The sequence below is a fragment of the Gelidibacter gilvus genome (assembly GCF_004115975.1).
In the GTDB taxonomy this organism is placed as follows: Bacteria; Bacteroidota; Bacteroidia; order Flavobacteriales; family Flavobacteriaceae; genus Gelidibacter; species Gelidibacter gilvus.
On sequence record NZ_SDDZ01000012.1, the window covers coordinates 59096 to 79407 of the forward strand.

The window sequence follows — 20312 nt, forward strand, 5'->3', positions numbered from 1 at the left end:
CTTAATTATCAGGTTTTGACGTCCAGACTTTTAACGCCTATAATAAACATATTGAAATATTAATAAGAGAGGTGAAATGGAATTTGAATTGCAAAACCTATCCATTTTGACTACTTTTGCAATATCTAAAAAGCACTTTATGCAAACGACGCCACAAACAACCAAAGACATTTCCTTCGAAGAATTTCAATCAGAAATCCTTAAAGATTATAAAATAGCGATGACTAGCAGGGAGTGTAGCCTGTTGGGCCGAAGAGAAGTTTTGACTGGAAAGGCGAAATTTGGAATTTTTGGTGATGGAAAGGAAGTACCGCAATTGGCTTGGGCCAAAGTGTTTCAAAACGGCGATTTCCGTTCTGGATATTACCGTGACCAAACCTTTATGATGGCCATTGGTGCTTTAAGTATTCAACAGTTTTTTGCTGGGCTTTATGGCGATCCAAATATTGATCACGATCCCATGTCGGCAGGACGTCAAATGGGCGGTCACTTTGGCACCCATAGTTTGGATGAAAAAGGCGAATGGAAAAATCTGTTAGAACAAAAAAATTCAAGTGCCGATATCTCTCCTACTGCAGGCCAAATGCCTCGTCTTCTAGGATTGGCGCAAGCCTCAAAAGTATATAGAAATGTCAAAGGTATTCACAGCCCAAAATTTTCAAATAATGGAAATGAAGTGGCCTGGGGTACTATAGGAAACGCGAGTACAAGCGAAGGTTTGTTTTTTGAGACCATAAACGCTGCAGGTGTGTTGCAAGTGCCTATGGTAATCAGTGTTTGGGATGACGAATATGGTATTTCAGTACATGCCAAACATCAAACTACAAAAGAAAATATCTCAGAAATTTTAAAAGGGTTCCAACGTGACAATAAACACAAAGGCTATGAGATTTTAAAAGTCAAGGGTTGGGATTATGTGGCATTGGTAGAAACCTATCAGCGCGCTTCAAAAATAGCCAGAGAAGAACACGTGCCTGTTTTGATTCACGTTGTAGAATTGACACAACCACAAGGCCATTCTACTTCTGGATCTCATGAACGTTACAAGAGTAAAGAACGTTTAGATTGGGAAATGGAAAATGATTGCATCCGTAAAATGCGCGAATGGATCATTACCAGTAGTATTTCCACAGAACTGGAGTTGGATACCATCGACAAAAACATTAAAAAACAAGTTAGAGAAGGTAAAAAGTTAGCTTGGGAAGATTATCAAAACCCTATAAAAGAAGAGCAACAAGTAGCTATCCAGCTGATTACTAATCTGGCAAATTCAAGTATCAACAAGGTTTTTATAGAACGTGTGATCACTGAACTTTCCAATGTATCAGAACCAATTAGAAAAGACATTGCGTCTGCAGTTCGAAGATCATTACGCTATGTGATTTCTGAAAACTCCAACGAAAAGCAAATCCTAAACGACTGGATTGATGCGTATTTAGAAAAGATACAGCCAAAATACAGCTCACACTTGTACAGCCAATCCAAAAAATCGGCATTATATATAAAAGAAGTCTTACCAACCTACGATACTTCTGCAGAAGATGTTGATGGCAGATTGGTACTGCGTGATAATTTCGACGTGCTATTTAAAAAATATCCACAAGTTTTGATATTTGGTGAAGATGCCGGAAAAATTGGTGATGTCAATCAAGGTCTGGAAGGTTTACAGGAAAAATATGGCGAGCTTAGGGTTGCTGACGTCGGCATCCGGGAAGCCACCATTATGGGTCAAGGCATAGGGATGGCGATGCGCGGTTTACGCCCGATTGCTGAAATCCAATATTTAGATTATATCTTGTATGCGCTTCAGATTATGAGTGATGATCTGGCTACCCTACATTATAGAACCCATGGTAAACAAAAAGCGCCCGTAATTGTTAGGACAAGAGGCCATAGACTGGAAGGTATTTGGCATTCTGGATCGCAATTGGGAGGTGTTTTAAATTTGATAAGAGGAATTCATGTTTTGGTACCTCGGAATATGACCAAAGCTGCAGGTTTTTACAATACACTTTTAGAATGTGATGAACCTGCTTTAGTGGTGGAATGCCTAAACGGCTACCGACTTAAAGAGAAACTGCCAACCAATTTGGGAGAGTTCAAAACGCCTTTGGGCGTTGTGGAAACGCTCAAAACCGGAAGTGATATCACCTTAGTATCCTATGGCTCAACCTTGCGATTGGTACAACAGGCAGCCAAAGAATTATTGGAAGTTGGGATAGATGCCGAAGTGATTGACGTACAGTCCTTATTGCCTTTTGATTTGAATCATGATATTGTAAAAAGTGTCGCCAAAACCAACCGACTGATGGTGATAGATGAAGATGTCCCAGGTGGTGCATCGGCTTATCTCCTCAATGCGATCTTGGGCGAACAAAACGCTTACCAATATTTAGACAGTCAGCCAAAAACATTGACCGCTCGTGCGCATAGACCGGCGTACGGAACAGATGGCGATTATTTTTCAAAACCTTCAACTGAAGATATTTTTGAAAGTGTTTATGCCTTGATGCACGAAGGAAATCCTAATGATTACCCAAAACTGAGATAATTTTATAAGGCCTTGTTTTTATCGAATTGAATACCTTATTTTATTCCCAATTAATACCCTAATTTATTAACCTTTGTAAATGAAAAATAAATTTAATGATTTGGCGCTTGCTATTTTAAGAGTAGGCTTCTCAGGAATGCTATTGACCCATGGTGTTCCTAAAATTAAAATTCTACTTGAAAATCCCGGTGGTTTTTCTGATCCTTTGGGCGTAGGTAATACAGTATCGCTCATTTTAGCTCTTATAGGAGAAGTTGTAGCGCCAATTTTTATTATTTTGGGACTTAAGACCAGAATTGCGGCTATTCCGGCCATTGGTACCATGGCTGTTGCAGCATTTATTGTTCATGCTCAAGACAGTTTTGGAACCAAAGAAAAAGCATTGTTATATCTGATTGGATTTATCGTTATTGCTTTGGTTGGGGCTGGAAAATATTCAGTGGACAAGAAATAATAATTTTAGATGAAAGCAGTTTCGGTTGTTACCATTAAGAAAGAATTAAAACATCGGTCTTCAGAAGAATTGCTGGAGCTTTGTTTGCGCCTTTCTAAATTTAAGAAGGAAAATAAGGAGCTGCTTACCTATTTATTATTTGAATCTCATGACGAAACGGGATATATCGAAACTGTAAAAGCTGAAATTGACGAACAATTCCAAACTATCAACACCAACAGTTACTTTTATATTAAAAAGAGTGTGAGAAAAATTCTGAGAAACATTAAAAAATATGCCAGATACTCACTAAAAAAAGAAACTGAAGTGGAGTTACTACTTCATTTTTGCACAGCTCTCAAAGACTTCGAGCCTTCTATATTTAAAAATATCACACTCAACAATATATATGACCGTCAGATTATAGCCATAAAGAAAATAGTCAGCAACTTGCATGAAGACTTACAGTATGATTATAATTTGATATTGGAGGAATTAGAAGAGGTCAGTTACAATTCAAAAATATTCAAACTCTGATTCATAAAGCTTCTCAATTTGGCCGGTCTCTCTACCAGTGGGCAGTTAAAGAAATACATCACCATCATAAAATTAATTCTCTCGCATGTATATAAAAATTTTAGTAGGATTTGTTCTTTTTATCCAAGTCCCGAATATTGGTTTTGCCCAGACAAAGGCAGCCGTTAATGCAAATGCTGCGCAAGTCATTTCAAATCAAAAGTCAGGACAGGATCAAATTAAATATGTTGATTCTACTTATGGCTACAGCGTGTTAATACCAACATGGTGGGAGATCAAAGAAACACCAAGTGCTAACTTTTTTGGTGGCACATTTCCTGAGATCGGGAAATCAGAAAGTGCTCTTTTGTTCAAGTCCTTTGAAAAAGAAAAATTTAAAACCCTCCAAAACTTTGAAAATTGGGTCATAGCTGGGTACAGATCGGGGGACACTCCAAAATGGTCAAATGAACATAAGGTATTGTTTAAAAGAGACCTTCCGGAATTCGAAAGCATTGGTAAAGGGTATAAAGTGCAACTAAAATCAGAGGACACTTTTTACAACTCTTGTTACATCATTGTTGAAACTTCCAGTGCGTTTCTATGGATTGATTTAACGGCTACAAGAGAAACTTACGATGCCAATTTTAAAAAACTGGAAAAAATAATGACACAGTTTAGCGCATTTTAAAGGTCATAAAAAAAACGTCAGACATAGTTTTTAATATCTGACGTTTTCTATTTCAATTGGAATTGCTCCCATTAATTTTTCCTTAATGCATGGATCAATTCCTCTTTATCCATTTTACTTCTCCCTTTAATACCAATTTCTTTGGCTTTTTCATAAAGCGCACTTCGCGTGCGATCTTCATAACGTTCGGCCTTTCCTCCTATTTTACCAGGATTTTTGGTATTGGCTATTCTAGCAGCCTTTTGTTTGCTGTAACCTTCATCTCTTAAGGCTTCATAGCGGGCATTATTTTTTATGGTCGGACCATGATCTTTTTGTTTCTCCATAATACGATTTTTTTTGAATATTCAAGCATTGCTAAAAATTATGCAACTTGTTCTTTGTGCTTTCCTTCATAAATTTCCTCAACCAATTTTGCATTGAACGCAGGTAAATCTTTAGGCGTTCTACTCGTTACCAAACCTTGGTCAACAACAACTTCTTCATCTACCCAATTGGCTCCTGCATTGATCATATCGGTCTTAATAGAGCTGTAAGAAGTGATTTTTCGGTCTTTCAACACATCAGCTTCTGCCAACAACCAAGGTCCGTGACAAATGGCACCAACTGGTTTATGGTTTTCGAAGAATGATTTTATAAACCTTACCGCTTTAGAATTTTTTCTTAACGTGTCTGGGTTGATCAGACCGCCTGGTAGCATCAAAGCATTATAATCTGTTTGGCTGACTTCGTCCAAAGTTTTATCGACCGTATAATCTGAACCCCAATTTCCATCGGTCCAAGATTTTATTGTTCCTGATTTTTCTGAAACAATATGGACTTCAGCGCCTGCTTTTTCCAAAGCGGCTTTTGGATCTCTTAATTCACTTTCTTCAAATCCGTTGGTTGCTAAAATTGCGACTCTCTTTTTATTTAGGTTTTCCATAATTTATTTATATAAGATTACTATTTGATTTGTTATAACATAACCAAAATATAGCCTATATAAAAATCACAGCAAGGCTTTAACCTAAGCTTAGCACAAGATGTTAACGTTTCTTAAAACTGAAATTGAAGTTGCCTGCCCGTCCGTAGGTTTTGAGGAGGCGGGAAAATGAAGTCGAAAATGAAGTTGAAGTTGAAGTTGAAAATGAAGCTGAAGTTGAAAGTTTAAACCAGTAAAACTGAAACTCGTAACCTGAAACCAAAATATTACGTCATAATCCGCACCAAAAGCTCTTTTAGCAAATCACCTTGAGGCACGGCATTGGCGCCAACACCTTTGCTTTTTACGTCAAATTCACGCAATGTAGCAATGACACTGCTCACTTTTCTCATCGGAAAATTTCTCGATGCCGTAATATATTCATTCACAAAATAAGGATTGATTTTTAAAGCAGAAGCGATATTTCTAGGCGATTTGTCGTTCATCCCATGTAAGTAAAGCAATTGCGAAAAGAAATTAAACAATAAAGAAACGGTAACCACCATGGGATTATCCTTAGGGTTTTCGGCAAAGTAAATAGCGATTTGATGGGCCTTTTTAATATCGCCCTCACCGATGGCCTTTCGCAATTCGAAGTTGTTAAAATCTTTACTGATCCCGATGTTCTCTTCTATATGCTCTGGAGATATTTGTGTGCCTTTTGGCAAAACAATCTGAAGTTTATCCAGTTCATTATTGATCTTACTCAAATCCGTTCCTAAAAACTCCACCAACATTTGCGACGCTTTTGGAGCAATGGTATAATCTTTAGGAGCCAGCACCCGTCTTATCCAATCGGCGACCTGGTTTTCATAAAGTTTTTTACTTTCATAAACCACTCCCATTTTATTGATGGTTTTGTAAAGTGACTTGCGCTTATCAATCGTCTTGTACTTATAGTTCATCACCAAAATGGTGGAAGGCTGTGGATGTTTGGCGTAATCAACCAGTTTTTCTATAGTTCTTGATAAATCTTGAGCTTCCTTTACAATGATTACCTGATATTCTGCCATCATCGGAAACCGTTTCGCATTTCCTACAATATCATCTATGGACACATCACGACCATAAAGCACCATCTGGTTGAAGCCACGCTCCTCTTCAGTTAGCACATTGTCTTGAATAAAATCTGAAATCTTATCAATATAATAAGGCTCTTCGCCCATTAGAAAATAAATAGGCTTCAACTTTCTGCTCTTAATATCGGCAGCTAACTGTTTAACTTCGTCCAAACTTTGTAAATTTTGAAATTCTCAAGTACCAAATCCCATTTTTACCTTGGGGAATTTGGTATTTGGTTATTGAAGATTAACTTTGGCAATGTCTAAATTAGAAGTCTTGCAACCACTTAATTTTCCAAAGTTTTCGTTCCGATTCAAAAATAGCGAAAATAAAGTATCTATTTTCGACGTCGTTCGTAAAAAGTTCATGATTTTACAACCAGAGGAATGGGTTCGACAACATTGTGTGCATTACCTAATGACTGAAAAAAAATACCCGCATTCTTTAATTAATGTGGAAAAGGAATTGACCATCAACAATCTAAAGAAACGCTATGATATTGTGGTGTTCAACACGCAAGGTGATGTCCATTTGATTGTGGAATGCAAAGCCCCACAAATTGCAATTGATCAAAGTACATTTGATCAAATTGCGCGCTACAACCTTACTTTGAAGGCAAAATATTTAATGGTCACCAATGGTTTGCAACATTATTACTGTCAGATGGATTTTGAAGCCGAGAACTATGTGTTTTTGAGGGATATTCCGGAGTATGAGAGGGACTAATCAATAAGTGGTGAGTGAGTGAGTGGTGAGTGGTGAGTGGTGAGTGGTGAGTGGTGAGTAAGTGAAAATAAATAAAAGTGAATTCGTGGCTAAAAAAGAAATAGCAGTCGTTATATTAAATTGGAATGGCAAGGCCTTGTTGGAAAAATTTCTTCCCTCAGTCCTTAGGTATTCTGAAAACGCGGCTATTTACGTGGCGGACAATGCCTCAACTGATGATTCTGTCAGTTTCTTAAAAACGACATATCCATCGGTAAAAATCATTCAAAACAAAGAAAATGGTGGCTATGCCAAAGGTTATAATGATGCCTTAAAACAGGTTGATGAAGCGGTTTTCTGTCTTCTGAACAGTGATATTGAGGTCACTGAAGATTGGTTGCAACCTATTCAGGCCCTATTTAATTCTGAACCGGGGACTGCCATAATTCAACCAAAAATTCTCGATTATAAAAACAAGGCCTATTTTGAATATGCTGGGGCTGGTGGCGGATTTATTGACAAATTTGGATATCCGTATTGCCGAGGGCGGATTTTTGATACGATTGAAAAAGACTTAGGCCAATACAATGACACCATTCCGATTTTTTGGGCTTCTGGCGCTTGCTTTTTTATTAGGAAATCTGTTTTCGAAAAACTACATGGCTTTGATGAATCTTTCTTTGCACATATGGAAGAAATCGATCTGTGCTGGCGCGCCCATAACGTTGGATATATTACTAAATATATTGGAACTTCAACGGTTTACCATGTTGGTGGTGCCACCTTAAACTCTACAAATCCGAAAAAAACCTATCTCAATTTTAGGAACAGTTTATTCACCTTAACAAAAAACGCTCCTAAAAACCTATTCTTTTTAATCTTTACTCGACTTGTTTTGGATGGACTGGCCAGTTTGAAGTTTATGACGGGATTTAAATTCGCCCATATTCTGGCAGTTTTAAAAGCCCACGCTAGTTTTTACTTGCGCCTTCCCCAACTCCTTAAAAAACGTCAAGCTCTAAGACATAATATAAATGTCATCAAACCTCGTGATTACTACCATGTAAGGTCAATTGTATGGCTTTATTTCGTAAAAAATCACAAGAAATTTTAGGTAGGAATTAAAGTGTTAAAATTCTTGTTAATTCTTCGCTTAAGTAGCATTTTTTATATAATTTTGCCTTGTTAAATTTCTAATTATTTAATCACTACCATTATGAAAAAAATCATGTTATTAAGTGTGTTTTCATTATTGGTTTTAAGTTCATGTGTATCTAAAAAAGAATATACAGCACTTGAAGCTAAACAAAAAGAAACACAAGATTTATTGAATACCGCAACTGTAAAGTTAAACAGCTGTATATCTGAAAGAGCTGCTGCACTAGCACGCGTTGAAGGTCTACAAGAGCAATTGGCTGACATGCGTAGAACAAACCTAGATTTAATTGACACTAAAGGTAATTTAACTACCTTAACTCAAAAAGGTGCTGAGAATCTTGAAAGATCTCTTGAGAGCCTAAAAGAAAAAGATCTTAAGATTACACGCTTACAAGATGCATTAACTAGAAAAGACAGTGTTACTCTTGCTATTGTAACAAGTTTGAAGAAAGACGTTGGTCTTAACGATCCAGACATTCAAATTAATGTTGAAAAAGGAGTTGTTTATATCTCAATTGCAGATAAGTTATTATTCCAAAGCGGAAGCTACAACGTTACTTCTAGAGCTAAAACGATCTTAAGTAAAGTAGCAACTGTAGTTAACGGAAAACCTGATTTTGAGTGTATGGTTGAAGGTCATACCGATAGCGTACCTTACAATAGAGGTGGTGTATTAGTTGACAACTGGGATTTAAGTGTTAAACGTGCAACTTCAATTGTTAGAGTATTGGAAGAATTAGGTGTAAACCCTAAGCAACTGATTGCTTCTGGACGTAGTGAGTATGTGCCATTAGTACCTAACGATACTGCCGAAAACAGATCTACTAACAGACGTACACGTATTTTAGTACTTCCTAAAATTGACCAATTCTACGAAATGGTTGAAAAAGAAATGAAAAGTATGATTGCTGAAGACAAAAAGAACTAAGCAGTTATTTTAAAATATTTAAAAGCTCAACTTGACGGTTGAGCTTTTTTTATTCCTGCGCAGGCAGGAATCTCTTTTTTTATATCTGCACAATGAATTTCCTCAAGAGAAAAGACATCGTTCCATTAGCGCCTATCCAAACCTGTTTTATTATTTGTGTATTATGCAGATAGAGAATTCCAAATCATTGAACACAGCCTCCATTTATTAACGACTGGAAATATGTTCAAAAAATAGATACAATTATTGTAAAGAATTTGAATTTTTCGGATCAAAATTTCAAAACGTTAAGGATCCAAGTCTATATGTTACCATGGATAAGACATATTTTAATAAAGGATCATGAATGGTCTTCTAAAATATCTCCAAGCTCCCTTTGCCTTCTCTTATAATTATAGGCTCCTCTTCAGATAGATCAATTATGGTAGAGGCTAAATTATCACCATAACCCCCATCAATTACCAAATCGACCAGGTTGCCCCATTTTTCTAAAATTAATTCAGGATCTGTGGTGTATTCAATTATTTCATCTTCATCCCTAATCGATGTAGAAATAATTGGCCGTCCCAATTGCCTTACAATTTCTAAAGCAATATTGTTGTTTGGCACGCGGATACCTACCGTCTTTTTCTTTTTAAAAGGATGTGGAAGCGTTTTAGCTCCTGGAAGAATAAAAGTATAGGGACCAGGCAGCGCGCGCTTTAAAATCTTAAATGTGGTAGTGTCAATTTGCTTAACATAATCGCTTAGGTTACTCAAATCATGGCATATAAAGGAAAAATTAGCTTTGTCCAATTTTACGCCCTTAATTTGTGCCACGCGTTCCAGTGCCTTGATATTATTAATGTCGCAGCCTAACCCGTAAACAGTATCTGTGGGATAAATAATCAATCCCCCATTCTTAAGTACCTTAATGACCTTCTTAATTTCTTTGGCGTTCGGGTTCTCTTCATAAATTCTTATCAATTCAGCCATAATATGTGTATTGTAATTACGTTTACAAAGTAATTAATAATTTCATAATGAAAGCCATAAAACTACTTTTACTCACTATTGTCCTTGTTTCTTTATCCTTCTCTTGTAGTAAAGAAAGTACCGATACACCTGAGCAAGGCTTAAACCCGTCAGAATATTATCAAGAACTCAATGTTAGTTATGGCCCTGATAGAGATCAGAAATTCGATGTGTATCTCCCAAAAAATCGAAACAGGTCAACAAAAGTCATGATCTTAGTTCACGGTGGCGGATGGTCTGCAGGCGATAAAGCAGACATGAATGGCTTTAAGGACATCATTCGTCAAGATGTATCGGATGTAGCCATAGTAAACATAAACTACCGTTTGGCAGATGATGATCGGAATCCTTATCCAATGCAGATTGATGATATCACCTCCATAATAAATCATCTTAAAGAGAATCAAGACTATTATGTCATCTCTGATGATTTTGGCTTTATTGGCGTAAGTGCGGGTGCGCATTTGTCATTACTTTGGAGCTACGCCTTTGATCCTGGAAACAATGTGAAAATGGTGTGCAGCATTGTGGGTCCTACAAACTTCACAGATCCTGCCTATTTGAACACTACAGATCCAAATATTCGGGCTTTAATGGATTTGTATGGTACTGCCGCTTCAACTCAGTTTTTGGAAGAGGTCAGTCCGTACCATCGGGTTACCGCTACGGCACCTCCAACCATCTTATTTTACGGTGGAAAAGATCCATTAATCCCAACAACACAAGGTACCGCCATGAGATCTCGTTTGCAACAATTGGGCGTTACCCATGAATTCACACTCTATGAAAATGCAGGTCATGGGTGGATAGGATTAGAATTGTTGGACACCTGGTCCAAATTAAAGGTGTTTACGCAAACGCATTTGTAGTGGAAAATCTAATTGGAATCTTATCCTAATACATCCAATTTCGCAAAGCGAAGTAATAATTTTTTAACACCGCCATGCTCAAAATTGATTTCGGCTTTGGTATCGGCACCGACACCTTCAATTTTAAGAACTTCACCTTTTCCAAAACGCATATGTTCTACAACATTCCCTACCGTCAACTTACCGTCAAATAAATTGACATCCGGACTTCCGGTGGACTTTCCAATTGGCTTCAGTTTTGCCGGAGGAATAAATTTAGGCGGTTTTTCTTCTGATTTTCGTTTTGCCGGTTTTTTGAAACGGATCATATTAGGTTCCACATCTCCAAAAATATCCGCAGACAACATCGGATTAAAGCGTCGATCGTCAATTGGAGTGATCACTTCTAAGAAGTTTTCGTCTATTTCCTCAATAAAGCGGCTTGGTTCAGCGTCAATTAATTTTCCCCAACGGTAACGTGACATGGTATAGGTCAGATAGGCCTGTTTTTCAGCTCGCGTCAAGGCCACGTAAAATAAACGCCGCTCCTCCTCCAACTCACTGCGGGTGTTCATACTCATTCCACTTGGGAATAGATCCTCCTCCATGCCCACAATATAGACATACGGAAACTCCAAACCTTTGGCTAAGTGAATGGTCATTAAGGCCACATGGTCTGCATCGCCTTTATCGGCATCCAAATCGGTGGCCAAGGCTACATCTTCCAAGAATTCAGGTAAAGCACCCGTGGCATCTGCCAATTCTTCTTGTCCTTCAACAAAATCCTTAATCCCATTGAGTAATTCTTCAATATTTTCCATTTTGGCAATCCCTTCCGGTGTGCCATCATCTCTATATTCTTTGATCAATCCAGTCACTTTGGTCACGTGATCTGCCAGCTCAAATGCATTTGCTGTTTCGTTCATCACCTGAAAACTTTCTATCATAGTGACAAAATTGAGAAGCTTATTTTTAGTACCGGAATTAATATTGATTTCAACTTTATCAATATGCTTCATCACCTCAAAAATGGAGCGGTTAAAGCCATTTGCAGCGACTACCAATCGGTCAATAGTAGTTTGCCCTATACCACGGCCCGGGAAGTTGATAACGCGTTTGAGCGCCTCCTCATCGGCTGGATTGATAATCAATCGCAAATAAGACAACACATCCTTAATCTCTTTACGCTGATAGAAGGATAGACCACCATAAATTCGATAAGGAATACCGCGTTTTCTCAAAGCATCCTCCATAGCACGGGATTGTGCATTGGTACGATATAAAATGGCAAAATCACTATTCATCAATTGATGTTCCATTTTATTTTCAAAGATGGAACTTGCCACAAAACGGCCTTCATCACCATCGGTCATCAATCGGTTGACTTTTATCTTAGCCCCTTCATCATTGGCCGTCCATACCACTTTTTCAAGCTTGGTCTGGTTTTTTTCGATGATGGAGTTGGCCGCATTGACAATGTTCTTGGTCGATCGGTAATTTTGCTCCAATCGGAACATTTTCACATCGTCATAGTCCTTCTGAAAGTTTAGAATATTGTTGATATTGGCGCCCCTAAAAGCATAAATACTTTGCGCATCATCTCCAACCACGCAAATGTTTTGGAATCGGTCCGACAATGCCCTAACTATCAAATACTGGGAATGGTTGGTATCCTGATACTCATCTACCAATATATATCGGAATCGGTTTTGATATTTGGCCAATACATCTGGGAAGCGCGTGAGCAATTCATTGGTTTTCAATAACAGATCATCAAAATCCATAGCGCCCGCTTTAAAACAACGATCGACATAGTTTTTGTAGATATCTCCCAAACGAGGTCGCTTGGCCATCGTATCTGCCTCAATCAGCTCTGGATTCTGGAAGTATGCCTTCACCGTAATCAAACTGTTTTTATACGATGAAATCCTAGAGCTGATCTGCTTGGTTTTATAAATATCCTTATCCAATCCCATTTCTTTGATAATGGCACCAATCAAGCGTTGCGAATCCTGCGCATCATAAATGGTGAAATTGCTCGGATAGCCCAATTTATCGGCTTCAATCCGAAGAATTTTTGCAAAAACCGAGTGAAATGTTCCCATCCAAAGATTCTTTGCTTCACTGCTGCCTACAATATCAGAAATCCTGCCCTTCATTTCACGAGCAGCCTTATTGGTAAACGTCAACGACAAAATATTGAACGGGTCAACCCCCAAACTCATTAAGTAAGCAATCCTATACGTCAACACACGAGTTTTACCAGAACCAGCACCCGCAATCACAATCATGGGACCATCTTTTTGCAGTGTTGGTGCTAACTGCGCTTCATTTAACTGACTTAAATACTTTTCCAAATCTCTTTCAATTATTAATCCGTGAAATTAACCAAAGCTTCTGTTTTTAGAGAACGTTTTTATCAATAATTATAAACAATTGCAATTGTTTTTCATCTTTAAAAGAAAAAGAATACCTTTAGAATGATTACGTAAAAAAAACAGCCCATGAACTATTCCCTCCTCCTTATTTGTCTCTTCGGAAGCATACTGTTAAACGCCCAAACTGATTTAGAAACCGATTGTAATGCTATAGAATCTAAAGTAATTGAATGGCGACGACATTTCCACGAACACCCCGAACTGAGCAATCGGGAATTTAAAACAGCCGAAAAAATTGCGGAGCACTTAAACTCTTTGGGCATTGAAGTTCAAACTGGTGTTGCAAAAACTGGCGTTGTGGGACTTTTAAAAGGAAATAACCCAGGCAAAGTTGTGGCCTTGAGGGCGGATATTGATGCACTTCCTGTCACTGAGCGTAATGAATTGCCGTTTAGATCGAAAGTTGAAACAGAATTTATGGGCACCAAAACTGGGGTGATGCACGCCTGTGGGCATGATACCCACACTGCTATTTTAATGGGCGTTGCCGAGGTTTTATCCAAACATAAAGATAAAATCAATGGGACCGTGAAATTCATTTTCCAACCTGCAGAAGAAGGTCCGCCTCCTGGAGAAGAAGGTGGCGCCAAACTCATGATCAAAGAAGGCGTGTTGGAAAACCCAAAAGTTGACGCGATTTTTGGATTGCATATCAATTCAGCAACGCCTGTAGGCACGATCTTATACAAATCTGGTGGTATTATGGCTGCCGTGGAGCGGTTTGTTATTAATGTGAAGGGCAAACAAACTCATGGCTCCCAGCCTTGGCTTGGCGTAGATCCTATTTTGATTTCAGCAAAAATCATTGACGGCTTTCAGTCTATTGTCAGCAGAGAGCTAGACTTGACCAAGGAAGCGGCTGTGATTACCGTAGGGAAAATCACTAGTGGCGTACGCTTCAATATTATACCTGAAAGTGCCGAACTCATTGGAACTGTACGTTCGTTGGATCCTGATATGAAAGCAAAAATCATCAAACGTATGACTGAAATGACCGAAACCATTGCCAAAGCTTATGGCGGCGAAGCTACTATTGTCTTTGAGAACTTTACATCCATAACGTACAACGATCCGGATTTAACGGCTACAATGTTGCCAACGCTTCAAAAAGTAGCAGGAAATGACCATGTTCTGATTACAAAAGCCGTCACCGGTGGAGAAGATTTCTCCTATTTTCAAGAAGTGGTACCTGGGCTATTTTTTTTCCTGGGTGGAATGACCCCAGGGAATATCGAAGTTTTTCCACATCACACGCCAGATTTTGTCATTGACGAAAGTGGGATGTTATTGGGAGTTAAAACAATGACGCAGTTGGCGATTGATTATTTGGAACTGGATTAGTTTTGGTGTTTCCCGCCTTCGCAAAAGCTACCCGCCTACGGACGGGCAGGCGGATGGTCAGGCTTGTTTCTAGTAGAAATCTAAATTTAACAATGTAATCTCTTAAATAACAACTATTTTAAATCTCTAGATTTAGATGCGAAATGCGCGCTTTTTATGCGTGATTCATCCTTTTAACGTTATTATCACATAAATCTGAATGCCACTACTTCTTTTTCCCATCCCCCGTCAATACGCTTGCCAATCCTGCTTTAATGCTTATCCATAGGAAATTGAAAATTGATTTGGTATGATCGCGTTCAATGCCTTCTTTATTACCGTCCCTAAATCCATCAGATTCACGATCACTGTTTTTAGCAATAAACAAATTCGCTATGGCGGATAGGACCTTGTTTTTCTTTTCGCCTTCACCATCTAATATTTCAACTTTAAAATCCTCATAATTTACTCGCATATCCACCCTGGAGGTGTTGGCATCTCCTGATACTGTCGCAAAGGTTTTTAAAAGTTCGCCTTCAAGCTTCACTTTCAAATTGGGTTGCGAAAACGGATTCAAATCTGCCGCGGGAAGCTTCCCAATATCAACTCTAAATACAAAGGCATCATTGACGTTATTAACATCAAATTCCCACTTCACTTTTAACGGCGTTCGCGCCATAAAAACAGCATCAATATCTAAAGTGGTTTTTTCCGATTCGCCATAAGTGTTACTTATGTTTTTTATGTCGACGTTCATTTTTGTGAATGAAAGTTCCCCTGCGCCCATATCGGCATTCACTTTTTCCGAGTACACAATGGATGCGTTCTTAAGAAAAATATCACTTAAAGTTAAATTAAACTTAAGCTCTCTTAACATTCTACTATATAGAATCTTACGCGTGAGATCATCAGCAACTAACTTGTTTCTGTAAATATTCATTTCTGGATTTTCAAAAGTAATCTTTGGGCTTTTAAAATAAAACACAGAATCCTTTTCATATCCGAATTTATGATCCTCCACAACCAATGAAGCTATAGTCACATCAAAATGATCGCGCTCAATAGGGATCATTTTATCATATGTTGCTTTGGAATATTTGGTATACATTTTCATTTGGTTAAAAACCGCTTTATCTTGAGTGATACTCGCAGAAGCTATTTCCAAATTTTCATAAACACCCATACTATAGAATAAGTCGGTGTACGAGATATTATAATCGGTGTATTTAAAAGGAATACGATTATTAACGGAAGCAGGGTCTATAGCAATGTCCAAAACATTTGCAGTGAATTTTTCTGTATAAAACAGAAGAGAGTCCGTTTCGATATCCTTAATGCTGATTTCTGCATTCTGGATATTAAATCTACCCACCTTAATCTCTTCTTTGAACTTCTCTAGGGAAGAATTCTGATATTCGTTTTTCGGAATGGCGCTATTGTGGTTATACCGCAACTTAGGACTTCTCAACTGTACGCTTTTTACATGAATCTGATCATTCAAGAGATAGCTCCAAAGCCCGAAACCACCAACCATCAAGGTGTCGAGATCAACCTCGATATTTGCTTTTGAAGTATGGCTGCCCCTATTCACTATTTTAGGCTGTACCATCACGACATCTCCTCGCCATACGCTGACGTCCAAAGATTTGTAATCCACACTTAGGTTTTCCGGAAGCTCTGTTTTAAGGAAATTTTCAAGTTTTGAAGAGACCATAGCATTTGCCACAAAATAGCCCACAATAGCAAGGACTAACACAGTGGATACTATTATCACAGTAATTTTTACAGGTTTGGTCATAGTTTAAAGATATGCCTTTACAGGCATCTGTTTTAAAAGCTGAAATAAAAAATTAAACTTACAACAACTCTAATCCAGTTGTGTGCTCAAATTTCTGTTTTTTTAACTTCTTTGCGAAATTTTAAAAAAAACATCTTATGTTTGATAAAACTTAACACCTCTTATGGATTTAGTACCAAAACTCATTGACGCCTTACTTTATGCAATCCCAGCATTAATCACTGGGCTTATAGCTTATTATTTTTTTAAGGAGCACACTAAAAACGAAGACGGCAGAAGACGTTTTCTACTTCAAAAAGACATGCAGGTCAACGCCATGCCCTTACGCCTTCAAGCCTATGAACGGATGGCTCTATTCTTGGAACGCATTACACCTTCAAAAATACTCATAAGAGTAAAGCCAACGTCTTCTGACAAAGATGATTACGAGAGCTTACTTATAACAAGCATTGAACAGGAATTTGAACATAATCTGTCGCAACAAATCTATGTTACTGACGACTGTTGGAACATTATTTGCGCCGCAAAAAACGCAACAATACAACTCATCAGAAAAGCCAGCCTTCTAGAAAAAACCGATACTGCCAACAAATTAAGAGAAGTTGTTTTGACTGAAATGATGGAGAAACGAGCGCCTAGTGATGCAGCACTTTCTTACATCAAACAGGAAGTAAGTGACATGTGGTAAATCGTATTGTTTTTAGTCACGCATAAAGCACCAAGTTATATTTCTTTTAACTATTCTGTTTTCTCAAGTTCTACTGGACTTATTTCTTGGTTTTTGTATTTTGCAAAATCAAATCCACTTTGCCACCATAAAGTCATTTTATCCTTGTTGAAAACCAATGAATTGGTAGTCAAAACGGTTGGGGTATAATAAAAATTAATAATCGCATTTTGGTTGTTGGCCACAAACTTTCCAATTCGGATGTTTTGAAATTCGATTCTATCCAACATGAACGCAAACATATTGGTCAGCAATGAAAACGCATTTAAAGAAGGCATCCTGTTATACTGGGTAACTTCAGTCTGTAAAACCACCGCGTCCACTACCGTTGCACCGCGCCTAATAGCCTCTTCTATAGGCACCATCGACCCCAAACCGCCATCGGCATATTCACAACCATCCTTTTTTGCCAAGGACATAAAAGGTGTATAATTGCACGAGATCCATACCCAATCCATAAATTCTTCGTAATCAAAGTCTTTAACAGATTTGTACTCCACCTGATTGAGGGACAGATTTGAAACCGTCACAACCACGTCAGCTTTCAAGGCTTTTAAGGCATTAAACCCCTCTTCGGTAACGTGTGATCGGATAAATCTTTTTAAATTATGGCTTTCACCAAAGGTTTTACTTCCACTAAAAAGATTTCGTAACACATTGAAATGATTGATACTAATGGTCTCAATACCTTTTCTCTTTTTGATGTTAAAGGGACAGACATTAAAAATATCGCTCTGAGTCACATTCGTATAGATTTCCTTAATTTCCTTCACCTTATTTAATGCCAAATGAGATACCAACAAGCTTCCCGTAGAAGTACCAATGAATAAATCGTAGTCAAGTTTCTTGTTTTCAATAAGATACTGTGCCACCCCACCTGCAAACGCACCTTTACTCCCTCCTCCTGATATGACTAATGCCCTCATTTATTTTTTGTTGTTTTTCGTTTCTCATTTCCCGCCTCCGCAAATGCTACGGACGGGCAGGCTAGTTTCCCGCCTCCGCAAATGCTACGGACGGGCAGGTTAGTTTCTCGTTTGAAAATTATTCTATTTATCTATATTCTTTGTTCCTATTTCTCCAATTCATCAAGAACCTGCTGATATGCTTCAATATTTTGAAGTTCCAACAACAATTCCTTTGCAAACTTTTGAAATCTCCAATTGTGATGAGTTGTTGCTTGAATTAAATTGGCCAAAGATATTTTATCGAACCCATTGATCAATTTTAGATAATTAAACGCATTCATCCGCAAATCAAAACTAAACCTTGGATCGGTATAACTTCTTAATTCTTCAAAAATTTCTTGTTTTTTATCCGATTGATATTCTATCGTATTTAAATGTAAGGCCAACCAAAGCAATTTCACATTATAATCGTTAAATCCATAAATATCTTTGGTTTGATGGAGATATTTAGCGCGATCGCTTGGGAAATTTACCCATAAATTATACAACGCACTCTCAATCGTCACGTAGGATGCGTCGTTTAAAAGTGTTTCATACATTTTTTTAAATTCGACTGGAATAGCGGCCATCTTTTGAGCAATAGCTTGGCGCACCTCAAAATTATTATTAAAATCCTCCAACTCAACCTCGTAACTGGGTTGCGAAAGAATCTTAATTTTCGCTTTATCAGAAATATCCGAAACCAAATAATCCCCACATTTTGAGGGATAGGTTTCACAGCAAACATCCATGTATTCTTGAATAAACGCTGATTTTTTCAAACTCTGAACCATCACATCTTGCGGCAACACACGGTCTTCTAACCATATCTTTACAAATTCTGACAAATCCTGACCGCTTGCCAACTCCACTTCTTGAATAAAATCAGACGTTTCAACATTTTTGTATTGATGCTTTAGTAGATAATTTCTCACAGCCAATGCAAAAGCATCTTCCCCAACCTGCTCCCGCAACACATGCAAGGCCCAGCATCCTTTTTGATAAAAAGTCACGCTACTGGATTTCGGATCAAGCAAAGACGTTGCATCTCCTGCATTTTCTTGCCCTAAAAGCTGCTGGGCGTACTCGTGCAATCGCCAATAGTAATAGTTATCCCCAAACACGTCACGCTCTGCCAAGAGCGCGTAATACGTCGCAAATCCTTCCTGCAACCAATGATGCTCACCACTTGTAGCTGTTACCATATTGCCAAACCACTGATGTGCCAGCTCGTGGGCATTGACGTTGACATAGTTCCGGTCGTTAAACCCAATAGCATCCACTACCATAGCATCTGAAAAGATGGTCAAAGTGGTGTTTTCCATCCCAGAATATAAAAAATCCTTGACCGGAACTTGTTTATAGATTTCCCAAGGATATGGCACACCAATCGCTTCTTCCAAAAAATCAAATAGCTGTTTGCTATAGCGATAAGTGGACTCTACTTTGGCTGAATCTTCTGGATAATAGTAATATTCTAAGGGAACGCCACTTTCTGAAATTTCCGTTCTTTTATTGTAATTGCCAATGGCAAGCGCTACGAGATAACTGCTCATTGGCTTGCTCATATCATAATGCCATGTTGTTTGGTTTTGCGTGATGGCTTCTTTTGAAACAAGCTCACCATTCGCCAAAACCTCATAACCATCATCAAAAGAAATGGATAAATCAAATTCAATCTTTTCATTTGTATCGTCAATACTTGGCAACCAGTTACTCGTGTACTTCCCTTGTCCCTGTGTCCAAATTTGATCATCTATAAAGTATAAAGCTTTTTTCGGCTCAGCGGAATACCAAAAAGTCAACAGATAGTCTTTTTCGGCTTTAAATTTGTTGATGATTATAATTTTATCGGATTCAATTCCAAAATCACTGGCTTCGACATCATCCGTAGTGACATCCTTCAATTCTACACTTCTGAAGTTCATATTTATGGCGTCGAGATACACAGAGTCCACCTCCTTTAAAACTTTAAAATAAACAAAGACAAACCCAGAAACCTGTTTGGTGTCTTTAAAATTTAGTTCCGCCTTTAGCTTTTTAAAATCAACAGCATCAGCCTGTTGTGCAGCAGCAACTCCGAAAACAAAAACAAGACAAAGCGAAAGAAGACGTTTCATTTATGGACTTTAGTTAAGATATGACCAAAATAAGAAAATAAAAACGATAATTCTGTAATGCGAATAAGCCTTTGTGAAACTTCTATTTCTTT

18 protein-coding genes are annotated in these 20312 nt (G+C 38.0%); 10 read left to right on the plus strand and 8 right to left on the minus strand.

All coding sequences use genetic code 11. The features are described 5' to 3' along the window. Positions 1–139: 139 nt before the first annotated feature. The 4 genes from ESZ48_RS15530 (at position 140) to ESZ48_RS15545 (ending at position 4191) form a co-directional block, all read left to right on the plus strand. Positions 140–2551: an alpha-ketoacid dehydrogenase subunit alpha/beta gene (locus ESZ48_RS15530; protein ID WP_129018462.1), complete on the plus strand. Its 2412-nt coding sequence runs from the start codon at positions 140–142 to the stop codon at positions 2549–2551. Between the two features lie 79 nt (positions 2552–2630). Further along, positions 2631–3005 carry a DoxX family protein gene (locus tag ESZ48_RS15535; RefSeq protein ID WP_129018422.1) on the plus strand — a complete coding sequence of 125 codons (375 nt, stop codon included), beginning with the start codon at positions 2631–2633 and terminating at the stop codon, positions 3003–3005. 9 nt (positions 3006–3014) lie between these two features. Then, a complete protein-coding gene (locus ESZ48_RS15540; protein WP_129018423.1) occupies positions 3015–3521 on the plus strand; it encodes a hypothetical protein in 507 nt (168 codons plus the stop codon). An 85-nt stretch (positions 3522–3606) separates the two neighbouring features. Continuing rightward, positions 3607–4191: a hypothetical protein gene (locus ESZ48_RS15545; protein ID WP_129018424.1), complete on the plus strand. Its 585-nt coding sequence runs from the start codon at positions 3607–3609 to the stop codon at positions 4189–4191. A 71-nt stretch (positions 4192–4262) separates the two neighbouring features. Here ESZ48_RS15545 and ESZ48_RS15550 read toward each other — a convergent pair whose 3' ends face one another. From ESZ48_RS15550 to holA, 3 genes are all read right to left on the minus strand, one after another. Then, entirely contained in the window at positions 4263–4517 is a 255-nt protein-coding gene (locus tag ESZ48_RS15550; RefSeq protein ID WP_129018425.1) for a DUF7218 family protein, read from the minus strand. 38 nt (positions 4518–4555) lie between these two features. Next, positions 4556–5116 carry a type 1 glutamine amidotransferase domain-containing protein gene (locus ESZ48_RS15555; RefSeq protein WP_129018426.1) on the minus strand — a complete coding sequence of 187 codons (561 nt, stop codon included), beginning with the start codon at positions 5114–5116 and terminating at the stop codon, positions 4556–4558. Positions 5117–5382: 266 nt separating this feature from the next. After that, a complete protein-coding gene (gene holA, locus ESZ48_RS15560) occupies positions 5383–6387 on the minus strand; it encodes a DNA polymerase III subunit delta (protein WP_129018427.1) in 1005 nt (334 codons plus the stop codon). Between the two features lie 106 nt (positions 6388–6493). Here holA and ESZ48_RS15565 point away from each other — a divergent pair, with 106 nt between their 5' ends. The 3 genes from ESZ48_RS15565 to ESZ48_RS15575 all read left to right on the plus strand — a co-directional run bounded on the left by ESZ48_RS15565 (position 6494) and on the right by ESZ48_RS15575 (position 9008). Next, complete coding sequence (locus ESZ48_RS15565; protein WP_129018463.1) at positions 6494–6943, plus strand: type I restriction enzyme HsdR N-terminal domain-containing protein; 450 nt, start codon at positions 6494–6496, stop codon at positions 6941–6943. A gap of 85 nt (positions 6944–7028) precedes the next feature. Then, positions 7029–8036, plus strand: a complete 1008-nt coding sequence (locus ESZ48_RS15570; RefSeq protein ID WP_129018428.1) for a glycosyltransferase family 2 protein — start codon at positions 7029–7031, stop codon at positions 8034–8036. Positions 8037–8138: 102 nt separating this feature from the next. After that, positions 8139–9008 (plus strand): OmpA/MotB family protein, encoded by an 870-nt coding sequence (locus ESZ48_RS15575; protein ID WP_129018429.1) that lies wholly within the window; start codon positions 8139–8141, stop codon positions 9006–9008. Between the two features lie 354 nt (positions 9009–9362). Here the strand turns inward: ESZ48_RS15575 and ESZ48_RS15580 are convergent, their stop codons facing one another. After that, on the minus strand, positions 9363–9983 hold the full coding sequence (locus tag ESZ48_RS15580) for an L-threonylcarbamoyladenylate synthase (RefSeq protein WP_129018430.1): 621 nt from the start codon (positions 9981–9983) through the stop codon (positions 9363–9365). Positions 9984–9988: 5 nt separating this feature from the next. On the opposite strand from ESZ48_RS15580, the gene ESZ48_RS15585 reads away from it, so the two are divergent. After that, positions 9989–10891 carry an alpha/beta hydrolase gene (locus ESZ48_RS15585; protein WP_223266481.1) on the plus strand — a complete coding sequence of 301 codons (903 nt, stop codon included), beginning with the start codon at positions 9989–9991 and terminating at the stop codon, positions 10889–10891. A 20-nt stretch (positions 10892–10911) separates the two neighbouring features. Here ESZ48_RS15585 and ESZ48_RS15590 read toward each other — a convergent pair whose 3' ends face one another. Then, on the minus strand, positions 10912–13227 hold the full coding sequence (locus tag ESZ48_RS15590; protein ID WP_129018432.1) for an ATP-dependent helicase: 2316 nt from the start codon (positions 13225–13227) through the stop codon (positions 10912–10914). Between the two features lie 147 nt (positions 13228–13374). On the opposite strand from ESZ48_RS15590, the gene ESZ48_RS15595 reads away from it, so the two are divergent. After that, positions 13375–14649: an amidohydrolase gene (locus tag ESZ48_RS15595; protein WP_129018433.1), complete on the plus strand. Its 1275-nt coding sequence runs from the start codon at positions 13375–13377 to the stop codon at positions 14647–14649. Positions 14650–14854: 205 nt separating this feature from the next. Here ESZ48_RS15595 and ESZ48_RS15600 read toward each other — a convergent pair whose 3' ends face one another. Continuing rightward, entirely contained in the window at positions 14855–16426 is a 1572-nt protein-coding gene (locus tag ESZ48_RS15600; protein WP_129018434.1) for a DUF748 domain-containing protein, read from the minus strand. 163 nt (positions 16427–16589) lie between these two features. On the opposite strand from ESZ48_RS15600, the gene ESZ48_RS15605 reads away from it, so the two are divergent. After that, positions 16590–17114: a DUF7935 family protein gene (locus tag ESZ48_RS15605; RefSeq protein WP_129018435.1), complete on the plus strand. Its 525-nt coding sequence runs from the start codon at positions 16590–16592 to the stop codon at positions 17112–17114. A 50-nt stretch (positions 17115–17164) separates the two neighbouring features. On the opposite strand, the gene ESZ48_RS15610 is transcribed toward ESZ48_RS15605, so the two are convergent. Then, positions 17165–18079: a patatin-like phospholipase family protein gene (locus tag ESZ48_RS15610; protein WP_129018436.1), complete on the minus strand. Its 915-nt coding sequence runs from the start codon at positions 18077–18079 to the stop codon at positions 17165–17167. Positions 18080–18225: 146 nt separating this feature from the next. Further along, the gene (locus tag ESZ48_RS15615) at positions 18226–20220 is read right to left on the minus strand and encodes a M1 family metallopeptidase (RefSeq protein ID WP_129018437.1); all 1995 of its coding nucleotides are present in this window, start codon (positions 20218–20220) and stop codon (positions 18226–18228) included. Positions 20221–20312 lie beyond the last annotated feature (92 nt).

Bases quoted from the DNA above. Each gene is read 5' to 3' on its own strand.
- ESZ48_RS15530 (WP_129018462.1), top strand. From the start codon at position 140: ATGCAAACGACGCCACAAACAACCAAAGACATTTCCTTCGAAGAATTT.
- ESZ48_RS15535 (WP_129018422.1), top strand. From the start codon at position 2,631: ATGAAAAATAAATTTAATGATTTGGCGCTTGCTATTTTAAGAGTAGGC.
- ESZ48_RS15540 (WP_129018423.1), top strand. From the start codon at position 3,015: ATGAAAGCAGTTTCGGTTGTTACCATTAAGAAAGAATTAAAACATCGG.
- ESZ48_RS15545 (WP_129018424.1), top strand. From the start codon at position 3,607: ATGTATATAAAAATTTTAGTAGGATTTGTTCTTTTTATCCAAGTCCCG.
- ESZ48_RS15550 (WP_129018425.1), bottom strand. From the start codon at position 4,517: ATGGAGAAACAAAAAGATCATGGTCCGACCATAAAAAATAATGCCCGC.
- ESZ48_RS15555 (WP_129018426.1), bottom strand. From the start codon at position 5,116: ATGGAAAACCTAAATAAAAAGAGAGTCGCAATTTTAGCAACCAACGGA.
- ESZ48_RS15575 (WP_129018429.1), top strand. From the start codon at position 8,139: ATGAAAAAAATCATGTTATTAAGTGTGTTTTCATTATTGGTTTTAAGT.
- ESZ48_RS15580 (WP_129018430.1), bottom strand. From the start codon at position 9,983: ATGGCTGAATTGATAAGAATTTATGAAGAGAACCCGAACGCCAAAGAA.
- ESZ48_RS15595 (WP_129018433.1), top strand. From the start codon at position 13,375: ATGAACTATTCCCTCCTCCTTATTTGTCTCTTCGGAAGCATACTGTTA.
- ESZ48_RS15600 (WP_129018434.1), bottom strand. From the start codon at position 16,426: ATGACCAAACCTGTAAAAATTACTGTGATAATAGTATCCACTGTGTTA.
- ESZ48_RS15605 (WP_129018435.1), top strand. From the start codon at position 16,590: ATGGATTTAGTACCAAAACTCATTGACGCCTTACTTTATGCAATCCCA.
- ESZ48_RS15610 (WP_129018436.1), bottom strand. From the start codon at position 18,079: ATGAGGGCATTAGTCATATCAGGAGGAGGGAGTAAAGGTGCGTTTGCA.
- ESZ48_RS15615 (WP_129018437.1), bottom strand. From the start codon at position 20,220: ATGAAACGTCTTCTTTCGCTTTGTCTTGTTTTTGTTTTCGGAGTTGCT.